General features: G+C 65.8%; 22 protein-coding genes and 1 tRNA gene. 19 read left to right on the top strand and 4 right to left on the bottom strand.

Going from position 1 to position 24,059, the window contains the following annotated elements:
* Position 1 precedes the first annotated feature (1 nt).
* On the top strand, positions 2-1,159 hold the full coding sequence (locus ACQE2J_RS15460) for a DNA polymerase III subunit delta' (RefSeq protein ID WP_426936548.1): 1,158 nt from the start codon (positions 2-4) through the stop codon (positions 1,157-1,159).
* Between the two features lie 74 nt (positions 1,160-1,233).
* Here ACQE2J_RS15460 and ACQE2J_RS15455 read toward each other — a convergent pair whose 3' ends face one another.
* A complete protein-coding gene (locus ACQE2J_RS15455) occupies positions 1,234-2,352 on the bottom strand; it encodes a M20/M25/M40 family metallo-hydrolase (RefSeq protein WP_426936547.1) in 1,119 nt (372 codons plus the stop codon).
* A gap of 183 nt (positions 2,353-2,535) precedes the next feature.
* Here ACQE2J_RS15455 and ACQE2J_RS15450 point away from each other — a divergent pair.
* From ACQE2J_RS15450 to ACQE2J_RS15430, 5 genes are all read left to right on the top strand, one after another.
* Positions 2,536-2,608, top strand: a tRNA-Thr gene (locus ACQE2J_RS15450).
* Positions 2,609-2,732: 124 nt separating this feature from the next.
* Entirely contained in the window at positions 2,733-3,050 is a 318-nt protein-coding gene (locus ACQE2J_RS15445; protein WP_426936546.1) for a hypothetical protein, read from the top strand.
* 172 nt (positions 3,051-3,222) lie between these two features.
* Entirely contained in the window at positions 3,223-4,431 is a 1,209-nt protein-coding gene (locus ACQE2J_RS15440; protein ID WP_426936545.1) for an acetyl-CoA C-acetyltransferase, read from the top strand.
* 1 nt (position 4,432) lies between these two features.
* Positions 4,433-6,595, top strand: coding sequence for a 3-hydroxyacyl-CoA dehydrogenase NAD-binding domain-containing protein (locus ACQE2J_RS15435; RefSeq protein WP_426936544.1), 2,163 nt, complete (start codon positions 4,433-4,435; stop codon positions 6,593-6,595).
* Positions 6,596-6,722: 127 nt separating this feature from the next.
* The gene (locus ACQE2J_RS15430) at positions 6,723-7,643 is read left to right on the top strand and encodes an NADP-dependent oxidoreductase (RefSeq protein ID WP_425120586.1); all 921 of its coding nucleotides are present in this window, start codon (positions 6,723-6,725) and stop codon (positions 7,641-7,643) included.
* 33 nt (positions 7,644-7,676) lie between these two features.
* Here ACQE2J_RS15430 and ACQE2J_RS15425 read toward each other — a convergent pair whose 3' ends face one another.
* On the bottom strand, positions 7,677-8,309 hold the full coding sequence (locus ACQE2J_RS15425) for a TetR/AcrR family transcriptional regulator (protein ID WP_135537265.1): 633 nt from the start codon (positions 8,307-8,309) through the stop codon (positions 7,677-7,679).
* 137 nt (positions 8,310-8,446) lie between these two features.
* Between ACQE2J_RS15425 and ACQE2J_RS15420 the strand changes: the two genes are divergently transcribed.
* The 4 genes from ACQE2J_RS15420 (at position 8,447) to cls (ending at position 15,087) form a co-directional block, all read left to right on the top strand.
* On the top strand, positions 8,447-10,060 hold the full coding sequence (locus ACQE2J_RS15420; RefSeq protein WP_135537264.1) for a carboxyl transferase domain-containing protein: 1,614 nt from the start codon (positions 8,447-8,449) through the stop codon (positions 10,058-10,060).
* 8 nt (positions 10,061-10,068) lie between these two features.
* Positions 10,069-12,174 carry an acetyl-CoA carboxylase biotin carboxylase subunit gene (locus tag ACQE2J_RS15415; RefSeq protein WP_135537263.1) on the top strand — a complete coding sequence of 702 codons (2,106 nt, stop codon included), beginning with the start codon at positions 10,069-10,071 and terminating at the stop codon, positions 12,172-12,174.
* 33 nt (positions 12,175-12,207) lie between these two features.
* A complete protein-coding gene (locus ACQE2J_RS15410; RefSeq protein WP_135537262.1) occupies positions 12,208-13,380 on the top strand; it encodes an acyl-CoA dehydrogenase family protein in 1,173 nt (390 codons plus the stop codon).
* A gap of 234 nt (positions 13,381-13,614) precedes the next feature.
* Positions 13,615-15,087 carry a cardiolipin synthase gene (gene cls, locus ACQE2J_RS15405; RefSeq protein ID WP_135537261.1) on the top strand — a complete coding sequence of 491 codons (1,473 nt, stop codon included), beginning with the start codon at positions 13,615-13,617 and terminating at the stop codon, positions 15,085-15,087.
* Between the two features lie 282 nt (positions 15,088-15,369).
* Here the strand turns inward: cls and ACQE2J_RS15400 are convergent, their stop codons facing one another.
* Positions 15,370-16,191, bottom strand: a complete 822-nt coding sequence (locus ACQE2J_RS15400; protein WP_135537260.1) for an HAD-IIA family hydrolase — start codon at positions 16,189-16,191, stop codon at positions 15,370-15,372.
* A gap of 201 nt (positions 16,192-16,392) precedes the next feature.
* Between ACQE2J_RS15400 and ACQE2J_RS15395 the strand changes: the two genes are divergently transcribed.
* Both ACQE2J_RS15395 and ACQE2J_RS15390 read left to right on the top strand, forming a co-directional pair.
* Positions 16,393-16,719, top strand: coding sequence for an ArsR/SmtB family transcription factor (locus ACQE2J_RS15395; RefSeq protein ID WP_135537259.1), 327 nt, complete (start codon positions 16,393-16,395; stop codon positions 16,717-16,719).
* 47 nt (positions 16,720-16,766) lie between these two features.
* Positions 16,767-17,252, top strand: coding sequence for an SRPBCC family protein (locus tag ACQE2J_RS15390; protein WP_135537258.1), 486 nt, complete (start codon positions 16,767-16,769; stop codon positions 17,250-17,252).
* Positions 17,253-17,362: 110 nt separating this feature from the next.
* Here ACQE2J_RS15390 and ACQE2J_RS15385 read toward each other — a convergent pair whose 3' ends face one another.
* Positions 17,363-17,713 carry a histidine phosphatase family protein gene (locus ACQE2J_RS15385; protein WP_135537257.1) on the bottom strand — a complete coding sequence of 117 codons (351 nt, stop codon included), beginning with the start codon at positions 17,711-17,713 and terminating at the stop codon, positions 17,363-17,365.
* A 143-nt stretch (positions 17,714-17,856) separates the two neighbouring features.
* On the opposite strand from ACQE2J_RS15385, the gene ACQE2J_RS15380 reads away from it, so the two are divergent.
* The 7 genes from ACQE2J_RS15380 (at position 17,857) to ACQE2J_RS15350 (ending at position 23,976) form a co-directional block, all read left to right on the top strand.
* The gene (locus ACQE2J_RS15380; protein WP_135537256.1) at positions 17,857-18,381 is read left to right on the top strand and encodes a MaoC family dehydratase; all 525 of its coding nucleotides are present in this window, start codon (positions 17,857-17,859) and stop codon (positions 18,379-18,381) included.
* An 8-nt stretch (positions 18,382-18,389) separates the two neighbouring features.
* Entirely contained in the window at positions 18,390-19,193 is an 804-nt protein-coding gene (locus ACQE2J_RS15375; RefSeq protein ID WP_135537494.1) for an HpcH/HpaI aldolase/citrate lyase family protein, read from the top strand.
* 20 nt (positions 19,194-19,213) lie between these two features.
* Complete coding sequence (locus tag ACQE2J_RS15370; protein WP_135537255.1) at positions 19,214-19,879, top strand: peptide deformylase; 666 nt, start codon at positions 19,214-19,216, stop codon at positions 19,877-19,879.
* A 46-nt stretch (positions 19,880-19,925) separates the two neighbouring features.
* The gene (locus tag ACQE2J_RS15365) at positions 19,926-21,140 is read left to right on the top strand and encodes a hypothetical protein (protein WP_135537254.1); all 1,215 of its coding nucleotides are present in this window, start codon (positions 19,926-19,928) and stop codon (positions 21,138-21,140) included.
* A gap of 135 nt (positions 21,141-21,275) precedes the next feature.
* On the top strand, positions 21,276-21,806 hold the full coding sequence (msrA, locus tag ACQE2J_RS15360) for a peptide-methionine (S)-S-oxide reductase MsrA (protein ID WP_135537253.1): 531 nt from the start codon (positions 21,276-21,278) through the stop codon (positions 21,804-21,806).
* On the top strand, positions 21,794-22,663 hold the full coding sequence (locus tag ACQE2J_RS15355) for a nitroreductase family protein (RefSeq protein ID WP_240689524.1): 870 nt from the start codon (positions 21,794-21,796) through the stop codon (positions 22,661-22,663). Before msrA ends, ACQE2J_RS15355 begins: the two co-directional genes overlap by 13 nt.
* Before the next feature lie 89 nt (positions 22,664-22,752).
* Positions 22,753-23,976 (top strand): MFS transporter, encoded by a 1,224-nt coding sequence (locus ACQE2J_RS15350; RefSeq protein WP_135537492.1) that lies wholly within the window; start codon positions 22,753-22,755, stop codon positions 23,974-23,976.
* Positions 23,977-24,059: the final 83 nt, after the last annotated feature.

Here is a 24,059-nt window from a genome sequence, read left to right as displayed (position 1 = left end):
AGTGAGCGTCTTCGACGAACTCGTCGGCCAAGACGATGTCATCACCCAGCTCGGCTATGCCTTGGACGACCCGGCCGCGATGACCCATGCGTGGCTGTTCACGGGCCCACCCGGGTCGGGCCGGTCGAACGCCGCCCGGGCGTTCGCCGCCGCACTGATCTCCGGCGGCACCGAGTCGAATGACGTCACCGCCAGGGTGCTGTCGGGCCATCACGAGTCCCTGACGATCATGTCGACTCAGAAATCGGTCATCTCGATCGAAGAGGTGCGTGAGCTCGTGTCCAAGGCTCAGTCCGCTCCGGTGAATTCGAAATGGCGGGTCGTCATCATCGAAGACGCCGACCGGATGATGGAGCGGACGGCGAATGTTCTGCTCAAAGCCATCGAAGAGCCGCCTCCCGGAACCGTCTGGCTGCTGTGCGCGCCGAGCCCGATCGACGTACTCACGACCATCCGCTCGCGGTGCCGACCGGTGCGACTGCGGATTCCGTCTCGAGATGCCGTGGCGCAGCTGCTCATGCAGCGTGATCACGTCGACGAGGATCGCGCGAAGTGGGCGGCCGCCGTGGCGCAGAACCACATCGGCCGGGCGAAGTATCTGGCGCTGAGCGAATCGGCCGACGCCGAACGCCGACAGATCCTCGCGATCCCCGGCAAACTCACCTCGGTGGGGGCGACGATCCGCTTGGCCGGACGCATCGTCGATGCCGCGGCGGAAACGGCGAAGTCGAGGGTCGAGGAGCGCAACGCAGCCGAACGCGCCGAGCTCCTGACGACCCTGGGTATCGAGACGGAGAAGACGATTCCGCCTTCGGCCAGGGCGCAGATCAGGAAGCTCGAAGAAGAGCAGAAGAGACGGTCGGTGCGGGCTCGCAACGATGAGCTCGATCGCATCTTCCTCGAACTGATGAGCCTCTACCGCGACATTCTCATGTATCAGTTGGGGATCCGCGACGGTTGGATCAACGCCGGCGAGGTCGACCTCATCGCCGAGCAGGCGAACCGGGACGGACCGGATACCACCCTGCTGCGCATCGACGCCATCACCGAGGCCCGACAGCGTCTGCAGACGAATATGTCACCGGTGCTCATCGTCGAGGCGGCGTTCGTGCTGCTGTCGAACCCGTGGCTGCAGGAGGACCGCTCGGGAGCGATCTGACGCCTCGCGGTCCCAGAAGCCCCACGCGACAGCCGTCGGCCCGCGTGGGCCGACACTGGGGCGCGGCTGTGCCCTCAGCGTTTGCTGAGGAGTTCTGAGACGAGCGCCGCGGTGAGTTCGATGCGGCGGGGAATCCAGATCTGCAGGGCATGCTCGGTGCGAGCGTGGGAGCCTCCGCCGACGGTGCCGAGACCGTCGAGGGTCGGGGTTCCGACTCCGGCGGTGAAATTGCCATCCGATCCGCCGCCGACGGCAACGGAGCGCAGCGGAGGATGCCCGAGCTTGCCCGCCAGTCGTTGGGCACGGGCGTAGAGGCCCATCGCCATCTCCTCTTCGAGCGGGGCCCGATTGATCCCGCCCTTGAGTTCGATCTTCGCTCCCGCCACGGTGGGGGTGAGCGCGCGCAGGGCGTCATCGATGCGGACCTGTTCACTCGCCGAGGCGGCCCTTGAGTCGATGCCGACGACGGCTTTGGCCGGGACGGTGTTCGTCGTCGAACCGCTCGACATCACCGTCGGGACGACCGAGGTGCCGAGGGACGGTTTGTGCAGCTGGGTGATGTCGATGACCTGGTTGGCCACTTCGATGGTGGCATTGATGCCCTTCTCGGGTTCGACACCGGCGTGAGAGGCCAGACCGGTGACCTCGAGCTGATAGATCGCCACCCCTTTGCGGGCGATCTTCACCGCACCGTCGGCAGCGCCGCTTTCGAAGACGAGCGCGGCTTCGGCTCCGCGGGCTTCGTCCTCGATGATCGGGCGGGAGCCGGGAGAGCCGAGCTCTTCGTCGGCGGTGATGAGGAGGCTGACCCCGTCGAGGGTGCCGAGTTCGGCGCGGACCCGGGCCAGCGCGTAGATGGCGATGAGCAGCCCGCCCTTCATATCATCGGCACCGGGTCCGCGGACGACTCCGTCCTTGACCGAGTACGGGAAGTCCGAAAGCGTGCCGGTGGGCCAGACGGTGTCGTGGTGGCCGACGAGGACAACCTTGCGGGGTCCGGAACCGAAGCGCCAGAGCACATGCGGGTGGGCGTCGGTCTCGATGATCTGCGGGGCGGCACCGAGCATTCCGGTGCCGATGCGGGAGACGAGCTGTGCGCTGCGGGCCAGGGACGAGGGGTCGTTGGAGAACGACTCGCATTCGATGAGGGCTTGGAAGTCACTCATGAAATCGTCGGAGTCGAACTCTGCCACAGGTGTCTCCCATTCCTCTTCCTTCTGCTGTTCCTACCAGGTTAACCGGTTCCGAGGTGAGGTCAGACGCAGGCGGTGGGACCCGGCGCGATCAGGAGGTTCGCCCGGTGTGCTGGAGAGGACCGCGAGAGCGGACCTTCGTTTTGACGCTCGGCAGGAGAGTTGGCTAAAGTTAGTTCGGTTGCCGCCTTAGCTCAGTCGGTAGAGCGATTCACTCGTAATGAATAGGTCACCAGTTCGATTCTGGTAGGCGGCTCGGCAATAGCCCCTCCCACTCCAGTGCAGACACCGAGTGGGAGGGGCTTTCTGCGCTCGGATCCGTGATCGCACGGGTACAGGTGCCCTTGGCAGTCGCCGGGTGCGGATGTGACACTGAGGGCATGGTGGATGCAGATACTCCGGCGGGTGCCTCGACCTCTCGAAGGACGTTCAAGGACGAGCTGTTCGGTCCACCTCGCCACAACAGCGCTGCGAAGTTCTCTGTTGTCGCTTTCGGTCTGGTGCTGGCGGCCAGTCTCGTCGCCCCGTCGCTGTCGTGGGCCGAGGCCATGCCCGGAACATCGCTGACCACGGCAGGACTGATGGTGCTGTGCGGCTTCGCGGAGCTCATCGATGCCCATCATCGTCGACTGGTCGTCGCTCTTCGATTCGCGGGCCTGAGCGCAGCGCTGCTCGGCCTCCTTCTGCAGCTGCTCTGATTTCGCCCCGCCGCCATCGCCTTCTCTTCGACGGTGTCACCCCACTGCCGTCTCTCCACCGTCTGCATGTGTTGCCCGTCACCGGAAACCGGGGCACAATGGGACGTGCGAATGTTACTGAACGATCGATCAGATCTTGTGGTCGGTCTTCCATCCAGACTGTGAGGAACACATGAGCGAAGCGTTCATCTATGACGCGGTGCGAACCCCGCGCGGCAAGAACCGCGGCGGTTCTCTGCACAGCGTCAAACCCATCGATCTCGTGACCGGGCTCATCGACGCACTGCGCGAGCGCAACCCCGATCTCGACGACAAGGCCATCGACGATCTGGTCCTCGGCGTCGTTTCGCCAGTGGGCGAACAGGGCGGGGACATCGCCCGCACCGCGGCACTCGTGGCAGGACTCGACGAGTCCGTCGCCGGTGTCCAGATCAACCGCTTCTGCGCCTCCGGGCTCGAAGCCGTCAACCTCGCCGCACAGAAGGTCGGCAGCGGCTTTGAGAACCTCGTCGTCGCCGGCGGGGTCGAATCGATGTCGCGCGTGCCTCTCGGCTCCGACGGCGGAGCCTGGGCCCAGGATCCGGCGACGAACTACGACACCTACTTCGTCCCGCAGGGCATCGGCGCCGACCTCATCGCCACCACCGAGGGCTTCAGCCGCACCGACGTCGACACCTTCGCCGCCGAATCCCAGGCCCGTGCCGCGAATGCCTGGGAGAACGGGTACTTCGAGAAGTCGATCGTCCCTGTCAAGGACATCAACGGCATCACGCTGCTCGATACCGATGAGCACATGCGCCCGGGATCAACAGTGGAATCGCTGTCCTCCCTAAACCCGGCATTCACCAAGGTCGCCGCCCAGGCGGGATTCGACGAGGTGGCGCTGCAGAAGTACCACTGGGTGGAGGCCATCGACCATGTCCACACCGCAGCGAACTCTTCGGGGATCGTCGACGGCGCCAGCCTCGTCATCGTCGGCGACGGTGAGGTCGGCAAGTCGATGGGTATGAAGCCGCGTGCGCGCGTCGTCGCCACCGCGGTCACCGGTTCTGAACCGACCATCATGCTCACCGGACCGACTCCTGCCACGCAGAAGGCCCTCGACAAGGCCGGACTGACCGTCGATGACATCGACCTGTTCGAGCTCAACGAGGCCTTCGCCGCCGTCGTGCTCAAATGGATGCGGGATCTCGACATCCCCCACGAGAAGGTGAACGTCAACGGCGGAGCCATCGCTATGGGCCACCCGCTCGGAGCCACCGGAGCCATGATTCTGGGCACCATTCTCGACGAACTCGAACGGCGCGACCTCAAGCGCGGACTCGTCACCCTGTGCATCGGTGGCGGTATGGGTATCGCGACGATCATCGAAAGGGTCTGACATGACGAACACCGAATACTCCCACACCACCGACTCCGACGGTATCGTCACGGTCGTCGTCGACGATCCGAACGCCAAGGTCAACACCATGAACGACCACTTCGCGGCCGCCCTCGAGGGCACCGTGAAGTGGCTCGAGGCCAACGTCGATGACATCACGGGCGTGGTCATCACCTCGGCGAAGAAGACCTTCTTCGCGGGAGGCGATCTCAACAAACTGCGCGCGGCAGACCCGGAGAACTCCGCAGCCGAGGCCGCGCGGACCAACCATATGAAGTCACTCCTGCGTCGACTCGAGACCTTGGGCAAGCCCGTCGTGGCCGCCGTCAACGGCGCAGCCCTGGGCGGCGGGCTCGAGCTCGCACTCGCCACTCACCACCGGATCGCGGCGGAGGATGTCTCCAGCCTGCGCGTCGGGTTCCCCGAAGTCTCACTCGGACTGCTTCCCGGAGGCGGCGGCGTCGCCCGGACCGTTCGACTCATCGGTCTTCAGAATGCACTGCAGAAGGCGATTCTGCCCTCGACGAAGTTCAAAGCGGCAGATGCCCTTGAGCTGGGACTCATCGATGAATTGGCACCGGTCGGTGACCTCGTCGACCGCGCCAAAGACTGGATCAAGGCCAACCCCGAAGCGGCTCAGCCCTGGGACGTCAAGGGCTTCAAGATGCCCGGCGGATCGCCGACCTCGCCCTCGCTGGGTGCCATGCTTCCCGCTCTGCCGGCTCTCCTGCGCCGTCAGACCAAGGGAGCGCCGATGCCTGCCCCGCGTGCTGCCATCGCCGCAGCGGTCGAAGGCGCCTATGTCGACATCGACACGGCTCTGGACGTCGAGACCCGCTACTTCGTCCACCTCACCCACACCCCGGTGGCGAAGAACATGATCAAGGCGTTCTTCTTCGACCTCGGCCACATCAACTCCGGCGGCTCGCGGCCTGACGGGTTCGAACCTCGTCCGGTGAAGAAGCTCGGTGTGATCGGTGCCGGAATGATGGGTGCTGCGATCGCCTACAGCGCCGCGAAGTCGGGCATCGAAGTCGTGCTCAAGGACGTCGAGCTCGCCAATGCGGAGAAGGGCAAGGCCTACGCCGCCAAGCGTGAGGAATCCGCCCTGGCCAAGGGCAAGACCACCGAGGCGAAGTCCCAGGCCGTCCTCGACCGGATCACCCCGAGCGCCTCCGCCGAGGACTTCGCCGGCGTCGACTTCGTCATCGAAGCTGTCTTCGAGTCCGTCGACCTCAAGCAGAAGGTCTTCCAGGAGATCCAGGACATCGTCGAACCCGACGCGGTCCTCGGTTCGAACACCTCGACCCTGCCGATCACCGAACTGGCCAAGGGTGTGAACCGGGACAAGGACTTCATCGGAGTCCACTTCTTCTCACCTGCCGACAAGATGCCGCTGGTCGAGATCATCTGCGGAGAGAACACCTCCGACGAGGTCCTCGCCCGCACCTTCGACCTCGTGCAGCAGATCCGGAAGACACCGATCGTCGTCAATGACTCCCGCGGATTCTTCACTTCCCGCGTCATCGGCACGTTCATCGCCGAGGCGGTCGCCGCGGTCGGCGAAGGCGTGGAGCCGGCGACAGTCGAACAGGCAGCGCTGCAGGCCGGATATCCCACCGGTGCCCTGCAGCTGCTCGACGAGCTGACGCTGACGTTGTCGCAGAAGATCAATCAGGAGACCCGAGACGCGGTCGAGGCCGCAGGCGGCACCTGGGTCGCTCACCCCTCCGAGGCGGTCTTCAACTGGATGGTCGAGCAGGGACGCACCGGACGCAAGGACGGTGCCGGCTTCTACGACTACGACGAGGCTGGCAAACGCACCGCGCTGTGGCAGGGGACGCGTGAGAAGTACGACTCCGGGTCGAACGATCAGCCCTTCGCCGACCTGCAGGAGCGCATGCTCTTCGCCGAGGCGATCGAAACGATCAAGTGCCTCGACGAGGGAGTGCTGACCTCGGTGCCGGATGCGAACATCGGTTCCATCTTCGGCATCGGATTCCCCGCCTGGACCGGCGGCGTCCTCCAGTACGTCAACCAGTACGAGGGTGGCCTGGAAGGGTTCGTGGCGCGAGCGAAGGAACTGGCCGCGCAGTACGGCGAGCACTTCACCCCGCCGGCCTCGCTGGTCGAGCGGGCGAAGACCGGGGAGACCTACGAGTAAGTCACGTATCGACTGAGGACATCCCGCCGAGGCGGGGCGGTCCACAGGAATAGCCCGATGGCCTTCCGGTGTTGTCCAGTCACACTGAACATCCAGTGTCACTGACATCAACCGGAAGGCCATTGCTATGCGAGCCGCCGTCTACGACGCCTACACCGAGAACTTCGACGACATCACGGTCCGCGAGATGCCCGAGCCCAAACTCCCACCCGCCTCGGTGCTCATCGAGGTCAGGGCCGCGGGCGTCAACCCGGTCGACTGGAAGCTGGTCGGCGGCCACCTCGACCCGGTCATGCCCACGCAGTTCCCCGTCACTCCGGGCTGGGACGTAGCCGGTGTCGTCGTCGGACTCGGCTTCGACACCCCGGAATTCTCCATCGGAGACGAGGTCGTCGCCTATGCGCGCAAGGACGTGCTGGGCACGGGGACCTTCGCCGAGAAGGTGGCGGTCCCGGTGCGGGCTGTCGCAGCCAAGCCGAAGAGTCTGAGCTGGGAGCAGGCGGGCGGACTGCCGCTGGCCGGCGGCACGGCTCTGCGCACCCTCGAATCCCTCGGCACAATCGAGGGCCGCACCGTGCTCATCCATGGGGCCTCCGGGGGAGTGGGCAGCTTCGCGGTGCAGATCGCACGAGCAGCAGGCGCCCGCGTCATCGGCACAGCATCGGAGGCCAACCACGATTATCTTCGCGGCCTCGGTGCCGAGCCCGTGACCTACGGGGACGGAATGGTCGAACGCGTGCTCGACGCCGCCGGAGGGAAGGTCGACGGGGTCGCTGACTTCGTCGGGGAAGTCCTCGACGAGACCCTGGCTGTGCTCGCTGACGGCGGCAGCCACGCTTCGGTGGCCGATCCCAGCGTCGCCGAACACGGCGGACGGTACATCTGGGTGCGCCCCGACGGAGCCGAGACCGCACGACTGGGCCTCCTCGCCGATGAAGGGAAGCTCTCTGTCGAAGTCGCCAAGACCTACGGCCTCGACGAGGTGGCGCAGGCGTTTAAGGACAGTGCGACCGGGCATGTCCGCGGAAAGCTCGTCATCGTGCCCTGAGCCGTTCTTCGAGCCGCTTCCTCAGCTGTCGGCTCAGCCGACGGTCAATGCCGCGGCCGCGGCGGCACGCAGTTCGACCCCGACCACCTCGGCGCTGGAGCGTCGAGCCTGGTGCGGGGTCGAATTCATCATCCCGAACACCGCATGAACGCGTACCGTCGCCGCCTCGAGTGACCATCCGGGGTGGGCGGCAGTGACGACCTCGGCCCACCGGCTGACATAGGCGCGCTGCAGGCGCCGGACGGTCCGCCGCGAACTCTCCGGCAGGGCCGCAAGGTCGCGGTCCTGAATGAGAATGAGCTCGGGCTCGCTCATCGCGAAGTCGACGTGGAAGTCGATGAGGCGGCGCAGAGTCGCCTCCGCAGGCGTCGCAGCGGGGGAGGCCCCCTCGGTGCCGGTGCCCGACTCGGCGACGATCGCCTCCGCGCCGGACTGCAGGTACTCGGAGATGCCGACGAGCAGTTCCTCGAGCACTGCTTCCTTCGACGAGAAGTGACGGTAGACGGCCGGTGCCGAGATCCCGGCCCCTTTGCCCAGGTCATCAAGGCGCACCCCGTGGAATCCGTGCCTGGCGTAGAGCGTCTTCGCCACTGCGAGCAGCTGCTCGCGCCGCGCCGCCTTCGCCGCCGCTCGTGCCGTCGGCTTGGCCGTGTCGTCGTCGGGCATGCCCGTTCTCCTTCCTCGTCGCTGCTGCGCTGCCGAGCACCGTGATCCGGGCGTTGTCCCGACCGTGCATTGTCACTTTCGCTCGTGAGCAGTATCATAGCAGTCAGTTAATAATCGTTAACTGAAACGAGGATGGAATGAGAGCAGTGGGAACTGCGATCAGTCCGGCAATGGGGCAGGCCAATTCCGACGCCCACGCCGAGCTCATCGCTGAACTCCGGGAGCGCATCGCGGCCACCGCCCGCGGCGGCTCCGAGAAGTCCAGGCAACGCCACATCGACCGCGGCAAACTGCTGCCCCGGGATCGCGTCGAAGCACTGCTCGACCCCGGCACCCCGTTTCTCGAGCTCTCCTCGCTGGCCGCGAACGGCATGTACGACGACGCCAGCCCGGGAGCCGGAATCATCACCGGAATCGGCCGGGTCGCCGGACGCGAATGCGTCATCGTCGCCAATGACGCCACCGTCAAGGGCGGCACCTATTATCCGGTCACGGTGAAGAAGCACCTGCGCGCCCAGGAGATCGCGAAGGAGAACAGCCTCCCGTGCATCTACCTCGTGGACTCCGGAGGGGCCAACCTGCCCAACCAGGATGACGTGTTCCCCGACCGTGAACACTTCGGGCGCATCTTCTTCAACCAGGCCACGCTCTCTGCCGCGGGCATTCCGCAGCTGGCCGCCGTCATGGGCTCCTGCACCGCCGGCGGTGCCTACGTCCCGGCCATGGCCGACGAATCGATCATCGTCTCCGAGCAGGGCACGATCTTCCTCGGCGGCCCGCCCCTGGTCAAGGCCGCCACCGGTGAGGAAGTCACCGCCGAAGAGCTCGGCGGCGGTGCGCTGCACTCCCGGGTCTCCGGCGTCACCGACCACCTGGCGGCCAACGACTCTCACGCCCTGGAGATCATGCGCGACATCGTCTCCACGCTCGGGCCGAAGGGCGCGCCGAACTGGGACGTCGTCGAACCGCGACTGCCCGCGCACGCGCCGGAGGAACTGACATCCGTCGTCCCTGTGGACTCGCGCACCCCCTATGACGTCCACGAAGTCATCGCCCGCCTCGTCGACGGGTCCGAGTTCCACGAGTTCAAGGCCGAATACGGCACGAGCCTCGTCACCGGATTCGCCCACCTCGACGGACACCCGGTGGGCATCGTGGCCAACAACGGCATCCTCTTCGGCGAATCCGCGCAGAAGGGTGCCCACTTCATCGAACTCTGCGACCAGCGCAGCGTGCCGCTGGTGTTCCTGCAGAACATCTCCGGCTTCATGGTCGGCCGCGACTACGAAGCCGGCGGCATCGCCAAACACGGAGCGAAGATGGTCAACGCCGTCGCCACCGCCCGGGTGCCGAAATTCACCGTCGTCATCGGCGGCTCCTTCGGTGCCGGCAACTACTCGATGTGCGGCCGCGCCTACTCCCCGCGCTTCCTGTGGATGTGGCCCAATGCCCGCATCTCCGTGATGGGCGGCGAACAGGCCGCCAGCGTGCTCTCCACGGTCAAGCGCGACCAGCTCGAAGGCCGCGGAGAGACGTGGAGCGCCGAGGACGAAGACTCATTCAAACAGCCCATCCGCGACCAGTACGAAGCCCAAGGCAACCCGTACTACTCGACGGCACGCCTGTGGGACGACGGCATCATCGAACCCGGCGACACCCGCCAGGTGCTGGCACTGGCCCTCGAACTCGCCCGCTTCGGACCGATGGAACGCCCGCTCAATGCCAGCGGCTACGGCGTCTTCAGAATGTGAGCCCCTCCATGTTCAATACAGTTCTCATCGCCAATCGCGGAGAGATCGCCCTGCGCGTCATCCGCACCTGCCGCCGGCTGGGCATCCGCACCGTCGCCGTCTACTCCGACGCCGATGCCCAGGCCGCGCACGTCAAGGCCGCCGACCTCGCCGTGCACCTCGGTCCGGCCGCCGCTGCCGAGTCGTACCTGCGCATCGACAAGGTCATCGCCGCCGCCGAGGCGACCGGTGCGCAAGCCATCCACCCCGGCTACGGGTTCCTGTCGGAGAACGCCGAGTTCTCCGCCGCCTGCGAGAAAGCCGGAATCGTCTTCCTCGGACCCGGGGCAGATGCCATCCGGACCATGGGCGACAAGATCACCGCGAAGCAGGCCGTGTCCTCCCGCGGAGTACCCCTCGTACCCGGCACGAAGGACGCCGCCATGAGCGACGAGTCGCTCATCGCCGCATCCGCCGACATCGGCTTCCCCGTGCTCATCAAACCCTCCGCCGGTGGTGGAGGCAAAGGCATGCACGCGGTGTTCGACGCGGACAAGCTGCCCGAGGCGCTCAAGACTGCCCGCCGCGAGGCCGCGAGCTCCTTCGGCGACGACACCCTGTTCCTCGAACGTCTCGTCGCCACCCCGCGCCACATCGAAGTCCAGATCATGGCCGATGCGCACGGCAACGTCATCCACCTCGGCGAACGTGAATGTTCGCTGCAGCGCCGCCACCAGAAGGTCATCGAGGAGGCTCCGTCGGCGCTGCTCGACGAGGCCACCCGAGCCCGGATCGGCCAGGCGGCCTGTGAGACCGCGAAGTCCGTGGGCTACGTCGGGGCCGGAACCGTCGAGTTCATCGTCGGCGCCGACCGCCCCGACGAGTTCTTCTTCATGGAGATGAACACCCGTCTCCAGGTCGAGCACCCGGTCACCGAGGAGGTCACCGGGATCGATCTCGTCGAACTCCAGCTGCGCATCGGCGCCGGTGAAGAGCTGCCTCTGGTCCAAGACGACATCACGATGACGGGGCATTCGATCGAGGCCCGCATCTACGCCGAGGATCCCTCGCGCGGCTTCCTGCCCACCGGCGGGCGCGCCCTCGACGTCGTCTTCCCCGAAGGCGAAGGCATTCGCGTCGATGCCGGTCTCGAAGCCGGGCAGACCATCGCCTCGGACTACGATCCGATGATCGCCAAGCTCATCGTCCACGCACCCGACCGGGCAGCCGCGCTCGCTCGCCTCGACGCCGCGCTCGCCGCCTCGGCGGTGCCCGGCATCGTGACGAACATCGACTTCCTGCGCACGCTCATCACCATCGACGCAGTGATCTCGGGTGATCTCGACACCTCACTCATCGACAACCTCGACGAGAGCCAGCTGGCCCACGTGCCGAGCGAGATCGACAGACAGGTCGCCGCCGCGGCAGTCATCGAGACTCTAGGCCGCGCAGGGACCGCGATCACCGGTGCGGTCACGGCCCGGGATCTGGCAGGCGCAGCAGTCGGCGGAACCGCCTCGGCGTGGGGGAGACCGGCGGCCTTCCGGACGTCTCGTCCCGAATTCCGCCCCACCGTGCGTCTCGACTTCGCCGAGGCCGGCGAGATGACTGTCGACGACGGCGACGAGGTCGAATACGGCCCGGCACCGGCCGCCGCCATGGCACCCGGGGTCGAGGTGAGTGCACGGGCAGGCTCCGTGACCATCGACGACACGGGGCTGTGGCATCTGAGCATCGACGGCATCCAGTACACCGCCCGCATCTTCTCTGATGCCGGCAGCCGCAGCATCTGGGTCAGCAGCGACCGCGGCGTCCATGCCTTCAGCCGTCCGCGGGCCGATACCTCGCTGACGCCCGGACTCGACGGTGCGGAAGTGCTCGCCCCGATGCCCGGATCCGTCGTCGACATCAAAGTCGCCACCGGCGACCACGTCGAACAGGGCGACCCGATCGTCGTCGTCGAAGCGATGAAGATGGAGCACGTGCTCACCGCGCCCGCCGCCGGCATCGTCACCGTCACCGCCGTCGCAGGCATCCAGGTCGGACTCGACGAGGTGCTCGCCACCGTCGTCGACGAATCCGCCGCCGAGGGATCCGCGGCGACACCGTCCACCGACACCACATCAGAGAACTGAACCGATAACCACGCCGCAAGCGGGGAGGAAACCATGGAAACCTTTGTTCCGGGCATGTTGCCCGAAGAATACGAAGACCTGCGCCAGGGTGTTGCGAAATTCACCGACGAAGAGGTCGCACCCGTCTCAGCCGAACTCGATGCCAAACACGAGTTCCCCTACGCACTCGTTGCGAAGATGGGGCAGATGGGCCTGTTCGGTCTGCCCTTCGACGAGGAATACGGCGGCATGGGCGGAGACTACTTCGCCCTGTGCCTGGCCATCGAGGAGATCGCCCGAGTCAACCAGTCTCTGGCCATCACCCTTGAGGCCGGCGTCTCGCTCGGTGCGATGCCGATCTACCGCTTCGGCACCGAGGAGCAGAAGAAGGAGTGGCTGCCCAAGCTCACCGACGCCTCCGGACTGGCCGCCTTCGGTCTGACCGAGCCCGAGGCCGGATCCGATGCCGGGGGCACGAAGACGAAGGCCACGCTGGAGAACGGCACGTGGACGATCAACGGCAGCAAGTGCTTCATCACGAACTCCGGCACCGACATCACCCGGCTGGTCACCGCCACGGCAGTGACCGGGACCCGAACCTCGAAGTCAGGCCGTGAGGTCCCCGAGATCTCGACGATCATGGTCCCCACCGGGACACCGGGCTTCACCGCCGAACCTGCCTATGACAAGGTCGGCTGGAACTCTTCGGACACGCACCCCCTGACCTTCGACGATGTGCAGGTGCCCGAAGCCAACCTGCTCGGCGAACGCGGACGCGGATATGCGAACTTCCTGCGCATCCTCGACGAGGGCCGCATCGCCGTGGGCGCACTGTCCGTCGGTGCTGCTCAGGGCTGCGTGGACGAATCCGTGAAGTACGCGAAGGAACGCCAGGCCTTCGGCAAGCCGATCGCCGACTTCCAGGGCATCTCCTTCAAGATCGCCCGCATGGAAGCCCGCGTCGTCGCCGCCCGCTCGGCCTACTACCTCGCAGCCTCCCGGATGCTCGCCGGACTGCCGTTCAAGAAGGAAGCGGCCATCGCGAAGATGATCGCCGGTGAGGCCGCCATGGACAACGCCCGCGACGCCACCCAGATCCACGGCGGCTACGGGTTCATGAACGAATACCTCGTCGCCCGCCACTACCGCGACTCGAAGATCCTCGAAATCGGCGAAGGCACGACCGAGGTCCAGCTCATGCTCATCGCCCGCGAACTCGGAATCTGAACCGGATCGGTCCCTGAACCGGTTCGCGCCGGTCGCGTTCGCGCTCAAGCGCTCCTTCGGGGACCGACCCGCACCCCGCCCGCCGAGGCGGTCGTGCACATCCGTACGGACGTGGACGACCGCCTCGGCGGGCGATTCGATCGGGGTGATCGATTCGGCCGAGCCGGGCAGGCGATAGTCTGGGGCGACAGGACATCGAGGTGACCGGGCGACCGATTGTGGAGGTGAACGCGGATGGACCTCAGCGTGGTGGCTACGGTGGCGACGACGACCTGGATCGTCATCGAATACATCGTCAAGATCATCGCAATCGGCGTCGTGCCGGAGAACCGGCGACCGTCGTCCTCCTCGGCGTGGCTGCTGCTCATCCTGTTCGTGCCGATCGTCGGCATCCCCGCGTTCATCATGCTGGGCAGCCCCTCCATCAACCGCCGGAGGGCGGAGATCCAGGCCGAAGCGAACGAACTCATGCACGAAGGCGCCGACGACCTGCCCGATGTGCCGCCCTCGCTGGTCGCCGCCCCGGAATTCGTCTCCATCGCCCAGCTGGGGCGGGCACTGACCGCGCTTCCGATGGTCACCGGTGACAGCCACGGGGTGATCTCGGACTACGAGGAATCCATCGCCCGGATGTCGCAGCTCGTCGACGAAGCGCGCGACTACGTCCACGTCGAGATCTACATCATGGCCTGGGACTCGACGACCGACGTGTTCTTCCGCGCACTCGAACGAGCCTCGGCACGTGGGGTCGAAGTGCGCGTCCTCTTCGATCACATCGGGTCTCGGAAATACCCGGGATTCCACCGGCTGGGCAAGCGACTGACCGCCGCCGGCATCGAATGGCATCTCATGCTGCCGTTCATCCCGTGGCGGGGCAAGGCCCGGCGGATCGACCTGCGCAACCACCGCAAACTCCTCGTCGTCGACGGGGCGAAGGCGATGATGGGTTCGCAGAACATGATCGACTCGACGTACCTGAATAAGAAGAACGTGCGCATCGGTCGTCATTGGCACGACACCATGGTCGAACTCTCCGGCCCCATCGTCGCCGGGATCGAGGCTGTGTTCTCCACCGACTGGTACAGCGAATCAGGAGAGGCGCTGGGGGTCCGACCCTACGCTCGCGACGGCAACGAACCCGAAGTGGGCGGGGCGACGAGCGCGATGCAGCTCATTCCCTCGGGGCCCGGCTTCACCACCGAACCGAACCTCAAAGTCTTCACCTCGATGATGTACCTCGCGCAGAAGCGCCTGGCCATCGTCAGTCCCTACTTCGTGCCCGACGAATCGCTGCTCGCCGCGGTCGGCACAGCGGCTCGGCGCGGCGTCGAGGTCGAACTCTATGTCAGCGAGCAGGCCGACCAGTACATGGTCGACCGTGCTCAGTCCTCGTACTACCGGTCGCTGCTCGAAGCGGGAGTGCGGATCTTCATGTTCCCGAAACCGGCGGTGCTGCACACGAAGTGCTTCGTCGTCGACGACACCTATGCGGTGATGGGCTCATCGAACATGGATATGCGCTCCTTCGGCCTCAACTACGAGATCAGCCTGCTCACGACCGGTGGTGACCTCGTCGACGACATCGTCGAGGTCGTCGCCGGCTACCAGGAGGTCAGCCGAGAGCTGACACTCGAGGAGTGGGAGAAGCGGCCGTTGAGACGCCGCTACATGGAGTCGGCGATGCGTCTGACCTCCGCCCTGCAGTGAGCCTCCGCGATGTAGTGATCCTGCACCCTGCTGTTAGCCTCCGCGATGTAGTGATCCTGCACCCTGCTGTTAGCCTCCGCAATGTAGTGAGCGCGGCACCGTAGCCGGTGCTGAAACTGGCGCGCCGGCACGTCCTGGCGCGGACTTGTGGTCACTATCGGACACTTTCGCCGAAACATAGGTCACTATCGGATACGTTTCGCGCTTGAAAGTATCCGATAGTGACCTATGTTTTTGGGGGCATCGCGTCCTGGGCCAGCGAACCAGCGGGGCCAGCGAGTCTCAGGCGGAGCCGGTGACGTCCGGGCCGAGCTCGCTGCGCGCCTCCAGTGGGACGTCGAGGAGCTCGTGGACTCCGTCGACGATCTCGTTGGGGCGGAACGGGAAGGCGCGGACATCCTCGACGGTGGAGATTCCCGACAGTACGAGCACGGTGTGCATGCCGGCTTCCATGCCGGCGATGATGTCGGTGTCCATGCGGTCTCCGATCATTGCAGTGCTCATCGAATGCGCGCCGATCTTGTTCAGGGCTGAACGGAACATCATCGGATTCGGCTTGCCCACCACGTAGGGATCGCGGTTCGTCGCCTTCGTGATGAGAGCGGCGATGGCGCCGGTGGCCGGAAGGACACCCTCGGGGCTGGGGCCGGTGGCGTCCGGGTTCGTGACGATGAAGCGGGAACCGGCATCGATGAGGCGGATCGCCTTCGTGATCGCTTCGAACGAGTACGAATGCGTTTCGCCGACGACGACGAAGTCCGGGTCGTGTTCGGTCATGACGAACCCAGCTTCGTGGATAGCCGTCGTCAGCCCCGCCTCGCCGACGACATAGGCGGTGCCGTGATCGACCTGATTGGACAGGAAGTCCGCGGTGGCCATGGCCGAGGTCCAGATGTTCGCCTCGGGGACGTCGAGTCCGTTCGAACGCAGCCGGGCCGAGAGGTCTCGGGCGGTGTAGATCGAATTGTTCGTCAGCACCAGGTAGGGGATGTCAGCCTGCCGCCATTGGGCGAGCAGTTCAGCGGCCCCGGGCAGGGGGTTGTTCTCTTTGACCAGGACGCCGTCCATATCGGTCAGCCAGCATTCGATCGAATCGCGATCCATGTCTCTCCTCGAACTCAGGGGTGGGCCGAAACGGCACACTCCCAGCCTAGTCGGAATCGATGCCCCTGCCGGAAACGAATGCCGGGACGGATCCGGTCGGCCGAGACGGGGGGCGATCACGTGAACACTGACCGTGCAGAACCCTTGACACCTGCATTGAGGACTGTATTGTAGGCGGTACTTAATTAAGTAGGTGCTTCAATGACTTTGGATCTCGTTTTCGGGGCTCTGGCCGACCCCACGCGCAGAGCGATCATCGATCGACTCCGTGATGGGGATTTGAGTTCGGGAGAGCTGGCGGATCCGCTGCCGATCAGCCGGTCCGCAGTCTCCCAGCACCTCAAGGTGCTCGAGAGTGCCGGCCTGATCACGAGGTCGAAGAGCGCCCAGAGACGAATCGTGTCGCTGAACGTCGATAGGCTGTCCGCTGCAACCGGCTGGCTGCAGGCCGCTCACGACGAATGGCAGCAGCGATTCGACAATCTCGACCAGGTTCTGGCCGCCGACCAGCAGGCTGAGACGTCCTGAACCCGTGCAGTCCTATACGGAAGATGATCGACTCAAGGAGGAGCATCATGAACACGAATGACACCACCGCCGACACGAACCCGACCGAGACCGAGGAGCCCGGCTTCACCATCGTCCGCGATTTCTCCGCACCCCGCGCACAGGTCTGGCGGGCCTGGACCACCCCGGACGTCATGGCCCGCTGGTTCCACCCGGAGACCCTCGTCACCCCACGCGACTCGGTGAGCGTCGACCTCCGCGAAGGCGGCCTCTACGCGTACACGATGGTCATCGAGGAGACCGGTCAGGAGTTCCCGGTCGCCGGCAGATATCTGCGCGTCGAGCAGCCCCGGCGGTTGGACTTCACCTGGGGTAGTCCCGAGGAGATCGACGCATCGCCGCGGGTGAGCATCGAATTCGACGAGATCGACGAGGCCACCACCCGCATGACATTCTCCGTGACCGGCATCCCGAACGATTCCGGTTCCGAAGCGAGCGCCTACGACGGATGGAACTCTGCATTCAGAGTCCTCGATGCAGAGCTCGGCTCCTGAGCCGAGACCGGAAACAGCCTGCCTCGGCCCGCCGGGAATGAGGCAGCAGCGCTCATCCGCCCAACAGTCCGCAGCGTCCGCACGAAACATCACAACGACCGTGGATCGCCTCAGACATCGTCGAGGTGGTCCACGGCCGCCAGTGTGCGCAGAGTGCGGTTGCCGAACACGTCATCCTCGACCAGCTCGGTGATGCACCCCGGTGAGGCCGCGAAGGCTGCCCGTCCCATCGCCTCGAGCGGCAGCTGCAGCCAGCGGCCGACGACGAAGGTGTGCGAGAACCCATGAGTGACCACCACCTGGTGGTCACGCGGGCGCGTCAGAATCCGGTCCATCGCCGCATAGACGCGGGCACCCGCCTCACGCCGGGTCTCCGCGCCTTCGATGCCTTCGAAATGATCGAGGCGCAGATCGTGGCCGCAGGGCCCGGCCGGCACGGGAGGGAAGACAACCGTCGACATGGTGCTCGGACTCCGGGTGGGTGGCGACGTAGAGCGTGCGCACAATGGCCATGATGGGTGTGAGCCTACCGAAACCCGGCCCTGACTCGCAGCGGGCCGGAGACAGACGATAAGCTCAAATCACGACGAGTGAGGAGTGACACATGAGTGAGAAGGTCATCGAACAACGAGGTCTGTGGCTGGACGAGATGGAAGTCGGAGCGACCTACAAGCATGCGCCGGGGCGCACCATCACCGAGGCGGACAACACCTGGTTCACCGCCGTGACCATGAATACGCAGGCCCTCCACCTCGACGCGGCCTTCGCCGAGACCGAGCCCTTCGGCCAGCGCCTCGTCAATTCGATGTTCACCCTGGCCACCCTCATCGGCCTGTCCGTGACCCAGCTGACCCAGGGCACGATCGTCGGCAACCTCGGCTTCTCCGAGGTCAGCTTCCCGGCACCCCTGTTCCACGGTGACACGCTCTACGCGGAGACGACGATCCTCGACAAGCGCAACTCGAAGTCCCGTCCCGGGCAGGGCATCGTCACCCTCGAACACCGCGGCTACAACCAGGACGGCACCCTTGTGGCCAAAGCCGTGCGTCAGACCATGATGTTCGACTCGAGCCACGCGAAGGACGCGGGACACGCGACCGCAGACGACCAGACCGAATCAGGAAAGTGAGCACTCCCATGGCCCTCGAGTTCAAACCCGCCTGGCTCTTCTGCCCCGGCGACCGCCCCGACCGGTACACGAAGGCCGCCGAACGCTCCGACATCGTCATCCTCGACCTCGAAGATGCGGTCAACGACGGGGACAAAGCCGCTGCACGTGAGGCGATCATCGACTTCCCGCTCGACCCCACGCGTACGGTCGTGCGCATCAATGCCAGGGATTCGGACCACCTCGGCGAGGATCTCAAGATGCTCGCGCAGACCGAGTACACGGCCGTGATGCTGCCGAAGTCCGAACGGGGCACCGACCTGACGATCCTCGCCGACTACCAGGTCATCGCGCTCATCGAAACCGCGCTCGGGGCCGTCAACGTCGCCGAGATCGCTGCGGCCCCGAACACCTTCGCGCTCATGTGGGGCTCTGAGGACCTCATCGCCGATCTCGGCGGAGGATCCTCGCGCACCGCCGACGGCGCCTACCGTGACGTGGCCAAGCACGTGCGCAGCCAGACCCTGCTGGCTGCGCGTGCTCACGGCAAGTACGCCCTCGACTCGATCTGGGCCGACATCCCCAACCTCGAGGGGCTGGCGGACGAGGCCGAGGACGCCGTGCAGTCCGGGTTCTCCGGCAAGGTCTCCATCCACCCCAACCACGTGCCCGTCGTCCGGGACGCCTTCCGTCCCAGCGAGGAACAGCTGACCTGGGCGAAGTCCGTCCTCGAACTCGCCACCACGGAGAAGGGCGCGTTCGCGTTCGAAGGCAAGATGATCGACGCTCCGCTGCTCAAGCACGCCGAACTCATCGTCGCCCGCGCGGACTGATCCACGGAGGGACACGGAAGATGCACGAAGCCGATGCGATCATCGCCGACCAGATCCGCACCGTCCTCGCCGCCGCCGAGGCAGGCGGCGGGATCGCGGACATCGTCGAGGCCGGCGACCCGGCGCTGCGCGCTGAAACCCGTCCCTTCGACGGACAGGTCGACGACGCGGAGCTGGCCAAGCTCGCCGAGGTGATGCGGGCGACCATGCTCTCAGCCCCCGGCGTCGGCCTCGCCGCCCCGCAGGTGGGCATCGGCCTGTCGATGTTCGTCGCCGAGGATCCGGGAGCTCGGGACCCGGAGGTCGCCGCGGCACGCCAGCGCGAGCCGATGCCCCTGCGCGTGGTCCTCAACGCCGAGTACGAGCGGGCCACTGGTGAGGACGTCGCCTTCTACGAAGGCTGCCTGTCGATCCCCGGATACCAAGCCGTCGTCGCTCGCCCGCGTGAGGTCGAACTGCGCGGCACCGCTGTGGACGGCGAGCCCATCGCCGAGGTGGTGACCGGCTGGTCCGCCCGCATCGTCGCCCACGAGACCGACCACCTGTCCGGAATCCTGTTCCTCGACAAGGCCGAAATGCGGTCGTTGGCGACGAACGACTCTGTGGCGAAATTCTGGAATCAGCCCTCGACGCAGAAGGCCGCCGCCGAACTCGGCTTCGCCCTGCCCAGCGGCATGGTGATGTGAGGACGGTTCCCACCAATAACACAGGTGAACATGCTGGGATGAGGGCATGCGTCTTCCCGACATCCCCCAGCGTCATCACCGAATCGTCCGCACTGCCGCCACGCTGGCGGCAGCGTCCCTCGCGCTGGTCCGCAGGCGTGACGTCTCGGCCGAGAACCAGCGGTGCCTGCGGTTGGGCACCGCATTGGCAACCGGCGGTCTGACTTGGCTCACCGGAACCACCGCGTTCCTCGGCAAGGTCGGCGGATCGAGCGGCATCGATGAATTCCTCGAATCCTTCACAGGCCGGGGCACCGGGCCGGTGAGCTACTCCTATGAAGTCGACGCAGAGGGCCGCACCGGAGGGCGTGAGGGCGGTGTCGACCCCGAAGCGTGGTGGGATGAGCGCGCGGACCTGAAGTCACCGAGATTTCTCAATGCAGCCACCGCAGTGGCGGCCGGGGCAGCCGGCTGGGCATTGTGGCCTTTGACGGAGAACATCGCCGCGGCCGTCGACAAGCGGCTGCCGAAGGGCGTGGGCCGTGGGCTCAACGCCGTGGCCAGCGGCGGGCTCGTGGCACTGACCGGTGCGGTCATCGACACGGTCGGATCCTGGGCCGACGACGGCGAGGAGACGAACTGGGCCCCGGTCGAAATCGAGCTGCCCGCTCATATCCGCGAATCGGTCGAGCTCCTGCTGTCCCAGCCGCACCCGAATTCCCCTTCCACCGCCGAGGCGGTCCGCAAGCAGTTCGACTCCGCGCAGTTCTTCGTGTGGGTGACTTACCCGGACTCTCTCCATTCGGGGGACGAGCCGGTCCGCCTCGACTCCCAGCAGCTTGCGCAGGTGCTTGAAGGAGAAGACATCGTCTCGATCGAAGTTCGTCCCCGCACGGTGAGTCCTTCAATCGTGCCGGCCATGCAGACCTACCCGATCACCGGTCTCACCTGTGTCGCCGACCATGCCGATGACAGTGCGGACCGGGCAGCCGGTGGTGAGGCGAAGGGCAGCATGGAACTCAGCATCGAAATCGTCGACGGGCGCCTCAACCGATTGGACCTGGGCGAACCGATTGCGGACACCGACGCAGACATGCTCACCGCCGCGGCCCTGCGCGACTCCGTGCCGGGCACTCTCCACCCCGAGGAGACCGGCGACGAGGACGAAGCCGCCTACTGGTCGAGTCTCGAGATCACGGACGAGGTCTTCGACGAACAGGTGCACACGCTGGAGTCCTGGCCGCGACCGGAGGAACTGAGCATCCGCGTCGACGGGCAATGAGCCGGAGGGCCCCGTCATTTTCGAGAAGACGGCCATTTTCGAGCAGACGGCCGGCCCCGACGATGACCCGATCGAGAGTCGAAGGCAGGCGGAGTCTGCCGGGAATAACTCGCGTGTGTCATCGTTATACGAGTTATGAGCGATCTTCGTACCCTCACCCTCGGCGCCGGCTGCTTCTGGTGCCTCGACGCCGTCTACCAACGGACCACCGGCGTGAGAGAAGTGATCTCCGGATACACGGGCGGTCATACCGACGATCCCCGCTACCGTGAGGTCTGCAGCGGCACCACCGGTCACGCCGAAGCACTCCAGGTGACCTTCGACGCCGATATCGTTCCCGAAGAGGTCATCCTCGGGCTCTTCTTCACCGGACACGACCCGACGAGCCTCAACCGGCAGGGCTACGACGTCGGCACCCAATACCGTTCGGCGATGTTCTATCGAGATGAGGCCGAGAAGCAGCATTTCGCGCAGGCCATCGAATCCGCGCAGGCGCTCTTCGACGACCCGATTGTCACGACCCTCGAACCGCTCGGTACGTTCTACCCCGCCGAGGCGGTCCACCAGGACTTCTACACCGCGAACTCCGACAACGGCTACTGCCGTGTCATCATCGATCCGAAGCTCCACCGAGCCCGCACCGCCTTCGCCGAATGGGTGAGCTGATGGGCGGGCACAAGAAGGGCAAACACAAAGACAAGAAGCACAAGAAGTCCAAAGGCTCCACCGGCAAGGACACGGACCGTGCCTACGATGACGGTGCCTGTCAGGTGACGAAGGAACGCGTCCGCGCGCATTTCCTCGACGGCAACACCGGACCGTGGGCGAAGAACCTCGCCGCCGAGGAGGCGAAGAACGCCCAGCCCGCCGGGGCGGCCGCTGCTGCCGGGAACGGCAGCAGCGAATCCGGGCTGCCGACCCGGCGCGGGCCTGACTACTCCGTGCCGTCATCGATCGACCTCGTCGCCGACCCCGTCCTCCACGCCCTGTCGACGCGTCGTTCCATCTCCAAGGTCGATCCGGAGACCCCGAACGACGCCGACCTGCTCGAACTCATCCGCTCGATCTCCTCGGTCGCCGACCACAAGGGACTGCGCCCCTGGCGATTCCTCATCATCCGCGGAGACGACCGGCACCGCCTCGGTGAAGCCCTCGACGAAGCCGGGGGAGTCAGACGCAAACCCGGCGAGGTCAACCAGAAGCCCCTGCGGGCCGAGCTGCTGCTCGCGCTCGTGGCCTCACCGACGAAGCATGAGAAGGTTCCCGAATGGGAGCAGCACGCCACCGCCGCCGGAGCCGGTCATCTGCTCGAACTCGCCCTGTGGCAGGCCGGCTGGGGAGTGATGTGGCGCTCGGGCACCCTGGCCAACAGCGAACCGGTCCGCCGGCTCCACCGGCTCAAGGATTCCGAACTGCTCATGGGGTGGTTCTACATCGGTGCCGTTCCCGAACGGTACCGACAGCGCCTGGCCACGAGCACCCGACCGCTGCCGTCGCCCGAACAGTTCCTCGATACCCTGTGACAGGCCACGACGACCGGGACCACAGCGCCGTATCACCGGGAGCCGACACCGACTCAACGGCCCCCGCCCTCGAGGACGAGGCACGCCGGCTGCCCAAGGAGATCTACGTCCTCGTGGCCGCGGCATTCATCGTGGCACTCGGCTATGGCATCATCGCCCCGGTGCTGCCGCAGTTCGCAGCGAGCTTCGACTTCGGCGTCACCGCCGCTACGATCGTCGTCTCCTCCTTCGCATTCTTCCGGTTCGTCTTCTCACCGTCGTCGGGCCGCCTCGTCGACGCCTTCGGCGAACGCCGGATCTACATCACCGGACTCCTCATCGTCGCTGCCTCCACCGCGGCCGTGGCCTTTGCGCAGAACTACTGGCAGCTGCTGGTCTTCCGCGGCCTCGGCGGCATCGGGTCGACGATGTTCAGCGTCTCCGCGATGGCGCTCATCGTCCGTCTCGCACCGATCGATGCGCGCGCGAAAGCCTCATCGACCTACGCCACCGCTTTCCTCGTCGGCAACATCGCCGGCCCCGTCCTCGGCGGGGCCATGGCCGGTTGGGGCATGCGCGTGCCGTTCATCATCTACGCCGTCGGTCTGCTGCTGGCCGCGATCGTCGTGCGCGTCTTCCTCGCCTCGACCGCGGCGTTCGGATCCTCGACGAAATCCGGGCGTGCCCGCCTGGAGGCGACGAAGAATGAGAAGCAGCAGGAAGTCATGACCTTCCGCCAGGCGTGGAGCGACTCGGCCTACCGTTCGGCTCTCATCTCTGCCTTCGTCCAAGGCTGGTCGGCGATGGGCATCCGCGTGGCCATCTACCCGCTGTTCGCGATCCAAGCCCTCAAGGCCGACACTGCCGTAGCCGGACTGGCCCTGACCATGTTCGCCATCGGCAACGCCTCAGCTGTGACCGTCGTCGGACGCTTCGCGGACACGCTCGGCCGCAAACCCTTCATCCAATGGGGACTCTTCGTCCTCGGCGTGACCACTGCGGCGTTGGCGTTCACCGACGCGATCTGGGTCTTCTTCGTCTTCTCCGTCATCGCCGGAGTCGGCTCCGGACTGGCCAACCCCGCCCAGCAGGCGACCGTGGCCGATGTCATCGGCCGCGAACGCAAGGGCGGTCGAGTGCTCGCGCGATACCAGATGGCTCTCGACGGCGGTGCGATCATCGGGCCCATCATCGCCGGTGCGATCGTCGACCGCTTCGACTACTCGTGGGCGTTCCTGCTCACCGGCCTCCTCGGCGTCATCGCTGCGGGGCTGTGGTTCTTCGGTCGTGAGACTCGTCCGCGGCAGGTGAGGGAGACGAAGAAAGAGTCCTGAGGAGTCAGGTTTTCCTCATGTGCCGCCCAGCGGACATTCACTAGGATGGTGGAGTCGACGTGCTGCGTCGTCGCCCTGCCTAC

The organism is Brevibacterium sp. LE-L, from assembly GCF_050214925.1.
Taxonomy (GTDB): Bacteria; Actinomycetota; Actinomycetes; order Actinomycetales; family Brevibacteriaceae; genus Brevibacterium.
This window is presented reverse-complemented; position numbering and strand designations above follow the sequence as displayed.